This window comes from Brenneria alni, from assembly GCF_003666245.1.
Classification (GTDB): domain Bacteria; phylum Pseudomonadota; class Gammaproteobacteria; order Enterobacterales; family Enterobacteriaceae; genus Brenneria; species Brenneria alni.
This window is the reverse complement of record NZ_MJLZ01000023.1, coordinates 57,811-64,466: the sequence shown is the minus strand read 5'-3', so window position 1 is coordinate 64,466 and position 6,656 is coordinate 57,811. Positions and strand designations below refer to the sequence as shown.

The 6,656-nt window shown below is 49.6% G+C and carries 6 protein-coding genes; 3 read left to right on the top strand and 3 right to left on the bottom strand.

Annotated features, from left to right (window positions below; all coding sequences use genetic code 11):
* Nucleotides 1-102 precede the first annotated feature (102 nt).
* Both BIY29_RS11635 and BIY29_RS20220 read left to right on the top strand, forming a co-directional pair.
* Nucleotides 103-333, top strand: a complete 231-nt coding sequence (locus tag BIY29_RS11635) for a DNA polymerase III subunit theta (RefSeq protein WP_121575286.1) — start codon at nucleotides 103-105, stop codon at nucleotides 331-333.
* 88 nt (nucleotides 334-421) lie between these two features.
* Nucleotides 422-577, top strand: coding sequence for a hypothetical protein (locus BIY29_RS20220; RefSeq protein WP_170158924.1), 156 nt, complete (start codon nucleotides 422-424; stop codon nucleotides 575-577).
* A 54-nt stretch (nucleotides 578-631) separates the two neighbouring features.
* On the opposite strand, the gene BIY29_RS11630 is transcribed toward BIY29_RS20220, so the two are convergent.
* Nucleotides 632-2,668 (bottom strand): S9 family peptidase, encoded by a 2,037-nt coding sequence (locus BIY29_RS11630; protein WP_121575285.1) that lies wholly within the window; start codon nucleotides 2,666-2,668, stop codon nucleotides 632-634.
* Nucleotides 2,669-2,850: 182 nt separating this feature from the next.
* Here BIY29_RS11630 and purT point away from each other — a divergent pair, with 182 nt between their 5' ends.
* Entirely contained in the window at nucleotides 2,851-4,029 is a 1,179-nt protein-coding gene (purT, locus tag BIY29_RS11625; protein WP_121575289.1) for a formate-dependent phosphoribosylglycinamide formyltransferase, read from the top strand.
* A 98-nt stretch (nucleotides 4,030-4,127) separates the two neighbouring features.
* On the opposite strand, the gene BIY29_RS11620 is transcribed toward purT, so the two are convergent.
* Both BIY29_RS11620 and zwf read right to left on the bottom strand, forming a co-directional pair.
* Nucleotides 4,128-4,769, bottom strand: coding sequence for a bifunctional 4-hydroxy-2-oxoglutarate aldolase/2-dehydro-3-deoxy-phosphogluconate aldolase (locus BIY29_RS11620; RefSeq protein ID WP_121575284.1), 642 nt, complete (start codon nucleotides 4,767-4,769; stop codon nucleotides 4,128-4,130).
* 218 nt (nucleotides 4,770-4,987) lie between these two features.
* Complete coding sequence (gene zwf / locus BIY29_RS11615; protein ID WP_121575283.1) at nucleotides 4,988-6,463, bottom strand: glucose-6-phosphate dehydrogenase; 1,476 nt, start codon at nucleotides 6,461-6,463, stop codon at nucleotides 4,988-4,990.
* Nucleotides 6,464-6,656 lie beyond the last annotated feature (193 nt).

The following is a 6,656-nucleotide window of genomic DNA, read 5'->3' as shown; positions in this document are numbered from 1 at the left end:
ATTCTAAACTGATAGAACACATTACAGCGACTTGCCATTTTACTGCCGCTGCATTACCTTGACGCACAATGTGTGGTCATCGATAGGCAGGAGAAAACGCATATGGGATATAATTTGGCCGATCTTTCCAAAGAAGAGATGGACAAGGTTAACGTGGATCTGGCTGCGTCAGGTGTTGCCTTTAAAGAGCGTTATAACATGCCCGTTATCCCTGAAATGGTAGAGAGGGAACAACCGGAACATCTGCGTCATTATTTCCGCGAGCGCGTCAGCGTTTATCGTCAAATGTCTTTGCAGTTCTCACGCCTGCCCTACGAGCCTAAATCCAAATAAAGTCTGTTGCATATTACTCTGACGACATATTTCGTAGCGATAAAAAATAATTTCTTCTTGCATGTGGGGCAGAACAGGCAGTTAATGAATGGGCAAACCACACTTTTACCAAGCGAGGTCAGAAATGAGTAAAGGAATGGACAGCAAAAAGAACAGCAAAAAGAAACCCTTGAAAACCGCAGCCGAAAAGCGTGCGGATAAAAAGGACAAGAAGGCGAATCCACAAGCGGACGCCATCAATTAATAATCCACTATGCTGATCGGTAAACCCGCTATCAGCGGGTTTACTCTCATGGCTTCAGTCAGTTTCAAGAATCATCAGCAAGAACGCATACTCCAGCGCAATATCTTCATAATGCTTAAAGCGCCCCGACTTACCACCGTGCCCAGCATCCATATCGGTATACAGAAATAAATAGCGATCGTCTGTTTTCATTTCCCGCAATTTTGCCACCCATTTCGCCGGTTCCCAATACTGAACCTGTGAATCATGCAACCCGGTAGTCACCAGCATATGTGGATAATCTTGTGCTTTTACACCGTCGTAGGGGCTGTATTGCCGAATATAGTCGTAGTAGGCATTGTCATTAGGATCGCCCCACTCTTCGTATTCCCCCGTGGTTAAGGGGATGGACTCGTCCAACATGGTGGTCAGTACATCAACAAACGGAACCTGCGCAATGACCCCTTTAAATAAATCCGGCGCCAGATTCACAACAGTCCCCATTAGTAGACCACCTGCACTTCCCCCCATAGCGAACATTTTCTGCCGATTTCCGTAGCCTTTTTCAGCCAATGCCTGCGATACATCAATAAAATCGGTAAACGAATGCATTTTGTTCAGCAAGCGTCCATCGTCATACCACTGTTGGCCCAGTTCGCCGCCACCGCGAATATGCGTCAGCGCAAAGACAAAACCGCGATCAAGCAAACTCAACCTACTGATTCTGAAATCCGGATCCATGCTGCTGCCGTAAGCGCCATAGCCATATACCAGTATAGGGTTTTGCCCCGGCGTGAAATGCTCACGGTGATATACCAGAGAGACCGGCACTTCTACGCCATCTCGAGCCTTAATCCATAAGCGCTCGCTGCAATAGTCATCTGACGAAAAGTTTTTTACTTCAGCCTGCTTGAGCAACTGTTGATGACCGGTGTCCATATTCAACTCATAAAGCGAACTCGGTGTGGTCATAGATGCATACCCATAGCGCAGCAAGGCGGTTTCCGGTGTTGGGTTATACGATAACCAGGTCACATAGCTTGCATCATTGAAGGTAATACTTTTTTCTTTACCCGATTGCCAGTGAATTTGCCGCAGGCTGGTTAACCCCCGCTCTCTTTCTTCCACCACTAACCAGTCACGAAATAGCTCGAAACTTTCAAGCACACGATGCTCCTGCGGCGCAATCAGCGTTTCCAGGCTACTTTCCTCCATATCCAGCGTGCGATACAGGCCAAAGTTTTTCCCCTCTCGGTTGGAACGCAGATAAAACGCGCCACGATAATGGTCTACAGCATATTCATGCTCTTTGCGACGCGGGATGAATACCTGCGTCGCAGCATTGTGGTTCGCCGCATCGATCAGCAGAACTTCCGTAGTGGTTGTGCTACTGAGATAAATAGTGATGTAACTTTCTGAGGTTGTCTTTCCCAAACTGACATAATAAGTATCATCCCTCTCTTCATAGACCAGCTCATCAAACGCCGAATCGCCTCCCAGACGATGGCGATAGACCTGATAAGGCAATAAGGTTTGCGGATGTTTGCGGACGTAATAAAGAACAGCGGAATCTGCCGACCATTCAGCCCCTGACGAAACATTTTCAATCACATCGGGCAGCCATTCACCGCTTTTCAGGTTACGAAAACGGATGTCGTACTGCCGGCGCGACAGAAAATCCTCCGATATGGCCAGAATCTGATTATCGGGGCTCACCTCCAGCGTACCTAAGCTATAAAACTCATGATGCTCTGCCCGTTGATTCCCATCCAGCAGTGTTTCCCATTCATCCGTTACATTTTCAAGCTGACGCAGGTAAATAGGGTATTCTTTACCCGGCGCATAGCGACTCTGATAGCGGTAACCCTTTTTGACATAGGGAACCGACATATCCTCAGACGGTATCCGGCTAACCATTTCGTCATACAACTTCTGCCTGAGCGCTTCATGAGGCGCCATAACCTCTTTGCTGTAGTTGTTTTCTTCTTGCAAGTACGCCAGAACCTGAGGATCGGTTCGCTCATCGTCACGCAGCCAATAGTAGTTATCGATGCGGGTGTCATCGTGGACGGTCAACGGATGGGGGTGTTTTGCTGCTTGCGGTGCTTTCATGGCATTCTGATTCCTTTTTTCTGGAATAAAAAGAGTGGCACGATTCCCCGCTGATGCCAAGTAACAGCATGTGCTTGTCTCTGTTTCGTCGAGGAAGTTCGCAAAAATTAGTGCAAGATGCGGGCGCAAACGTTTTCGTTTATACTGCGGCCATTTTTCACAATCAGACCAGGTATAACGTTATGTTAACGATTGGAACGGCCCTGCGAACCGGTGCCACACGCGTGATGCTGCTAGGCTCCGGTGAGTTAGGCAAAGAAGTTGCGATTGAGTGTCAACGGTTAGGTATCGAGGTCATCGCGGTCGATCGCTATGCTGATGCACCGGCCATGCAGATTGCCCATCGAAGCCATGTCATTAACATGCTGGACGGAGAAGCATTAAAAGCGTTGGTTGAAGCTGAACGTCCTGATTACATCGTGCCTGAGATTGAAGCGATCGCCACCGACATGCTGGTGACGCTTGAACAGCAAGGACATCATGTGGTGCCTTGCGCGCAGGCAACCCGCCTGACCATGAATCGTGAAGGAATACGACGGCTGGCTGCCGAAACGCTGGCAGTACCTACTTCAAGCTATCGCTTTGCCGACAGTGAAACAAGTTTTCAGCAGGCCGTTGCTGAAATTGGTTACCCCTGTATCGTTAAACCGGTGATGAGCTCATCCGGCAAAGGACAAAGTCTGATCCGCGAACCTCAGCAGTTGGATAACGCCTGGCAATATGCGCAGCAAGGCGGTCGCGCTGGCGGTGGGCGGGTTATTGTCGAGGGATTGGTCAATTTTGATTTCGAAATTACCCTGCTGACGATCCATGCGGTAGATGGTATTCACTTCTGCGCGCCAATCGGTCACCGTCAGGAAGATGGGGATTACCGAGAATCCTGGCAACCACAACAAATGAGTTCCCTGGCGCAAGATCGGGCACAAAAAATTGCCAGCGACGTGGTGAAAGCGCTGGGTGGCTTTGGGCTGTTTGGTGTTGAACTGTTTGTCTGTGGCGACGAGGTTATTTTCAGCGAAGTCTCACCACGCCCGCATGATACCGGCATGGTGACGATGATCTCTCAGGATCTGTCAGAGTTTGCGTTGCATGTGCGCGCATTTCTGGGATTACCCATCGGCGCCATTCGTCAGTACGGCGCCGCTGCTTCAGCAGTTATACTGCCCGAGATGGATAGCCAGAATGTTCGCTATCAGGCACTGGAGACCGCATTGCATCCCTACACGCAGATCCGTCTGTTTGGCAAACCGGAAATCAGTGGTAAACGCCGTATGGGCGTTGCGCTGGCAACTGCGAAGAGCACAGGCGAGGCCGTCATTCTGGCGAAAAAAACCGCTTCAGCAGTGAAGGTCTGTGGTTAAGCATCATTGAGATCATAAAACCGCCGTCAAGCAACAGCCCGCCATAAAAAAGCCATCCATGAGTAATGGATGGCTTGAACGATACAACGACCGGCTTATTACGCTTTCGCCCCCGCAACCGCCTCTCGTGCCAGTTCAGTGATACGCGCATAGTCACCGCTTTCCAGCGCATCGTTCGGCACCAGCCAGGTACCACCGACACAGAGTACACTTTTCAGTGCAAGGTAATCACGGTAGTTGTTCGGCGTAATTCCCCCGGTCGGACAGAAACGAATTTGTGCAAACGGCCCCGCAATCGCCTGTAACGCCTTAACGCCCCCATTGGCTTCTGCCGGGAAGAATTTAAACTCGCGCAAACCATAATCCATACCCAGCATCAGTTCAGATACGGTGCTGATACCCGGAATTAACGGGATGCCGCTTTCTGTTGCTGCTTTTAGCAAAGGCTCCGTCAGCCCTGGGCTGATGGCAAATTGCGCACCAGCTTCAGTCACGTCGGCCAGTTGCTGAGGATTAGTCACCGTACCCGCACCGACAATCGCTTCAGGCACTTCTTTAGCAATGGCGCGAATAGCGTCTACGGCACAGTCGGTACGCAATGTGAGTTCCAGAACGCGAACGCCGCCTGCGACCAATGCTTTTGCCATCGGTATCGCATGTTCCAGCTTATTCACAACAATAACAGGAACAACGGGACCCGCTGTCAAAATCTGTTCCGCGCTCGTTTTCCAGTTTTTCATCAAGAGTTGTCTCCAGGCATGCCCGTGGGCATCATTAATGATATAGCGCACCCTGCCACAGGGTCTGCATTAGCTACAGACGTCCGACCGCACCGTTAGCCATCCATTGCATTGAATACAAGTCCTCTTCGTCTTTCTGGTTGACGGTGTTCAGCCTCTTGGGGCTGCTGCACGCAGCGTTCAAATCTGCTCTATTCCAAGCAGATTTGTCACATCAGTTATTCAAATTCATTCCAGGAACGGCCATCGCGAGTAATCATCGCAACCGATGCCACCGGCCCCCAGCTACCCGCCTGATAAGGCTTCGGCGCATCGTTATCCATCGACCATGCATCCATAATTGAATCAACCCACTTCCATGCTTCCTCAACTTCATCACGGCGGACAAACAGAGCCTGAATACCGCGCATACTTTCCAGCAACAGGCGTTCATAGGCATCTGCCAGGTGCTGCTGATTAAAGGTTTCAGAGAAACTCAGATCCAGCTTCACCGTCTGCAAACGGTGTTTGTGCTCCAGGCCAGGAATTTTATTCAGGATCTGAATTTCAATCCCCTCATCCGGCTGCAAGCGAATAATCAGCTTGTTTTGCGGTAGTTGCTGATAGGAGTCGCTGAACAGGTTCAGCGCTGGGTTTTTAAAATACACAACGACTTCGGAGCATTTTGTTGGCAGGCGTTTCCCCGTTCGCAGGTAAAAAGGCACACCCGACCAGCGCCAGTCATCAATATCAACACGAATCGCGACAAAGGTTTCCGTACCGCTGCTCTTATTCGCGCCCTCTTCTTCCAGATAGCCGGGGACTTTTTTGCCTTGAACAAACCCTGCCGTATATTGGCCCCGCACGGTTGTTTCATGCACGTTGGTGCGATCGATGCGGCGTAATGAACGCAATACTTTCACTTTTTCATCACGGATGCGATCGGTAGTCAGATCAGAAGGCGGCGACATGGCAATCATGGTCAGAATCTGCAACAGATGGTTTTGGATCATATCGCGCATCTGTCCGGCTTTATCAAAATAACCCCAGCGCCCCTCGATCCCCACTTCTTCAGCAACCGTGATCTGTACATGATCAATGGTACGATTGTCCCAGTTAGCCGAGAATAACGAGTTAGCAAAACGCAGTGCCAGCAGGTTCAGCACGGTCTCTTTACCTAAATAATGGTCAATACGATAAACCTGACACTCGTTAAAATACTCAGCGACCTGATCATTAATGACACAAGAGGATGCCAAATCCGTTCCCAATGGTTTTTCCATCACCACGCGAGACGGCTCTTTATTTAGCCCTGCGGTGCCTAATCCCCGGCAAATAGCCCCGAACGTGTTGGGCGGCATAGCAAAATAGTTAATGGTGGTGCGATTTTTCTGGTCAAGCATTTTTCCCAATTTGCTAAAACCTTTCGTATCGTCGACATCAAGGTTGCAGAACTCCAGACGAGCGCTTAATGTTTTCCACAATGCCTCGTCAATCGGCTCTTTCATGAAAGTATCCAGCGCATCGCGAATTATGCGGGTATATTCTGCTTTATCCCATTCGGCTCGGCCTACGCCAATGATCCGGGTATCTGGATGGATGTGACCTGCTTTTTCTAACTGGTATAGGGAAGGCAGCAATTTACGGCGCGCCAAATCGCCCTTCGCGCCGAAAATAACCAGATCGCACGCCTGGGCTGTTGAAGTTACCGCCATGTTCATCTCCTCGTTGCAGGATGCTGTAATTTTATTACAGCAATAATGTACTCTTTTTGATTCTAGCCAGTAAACCCGTCCAAAAACTCAAGACTCTATATAAGCTGACTGAGAGTTACAAAAAACTTTTTTACCATGACTAAAGCGCATGAGGCCTGCGCCTGAAAGAGAAATTTTCCACCGTTTCTGACAA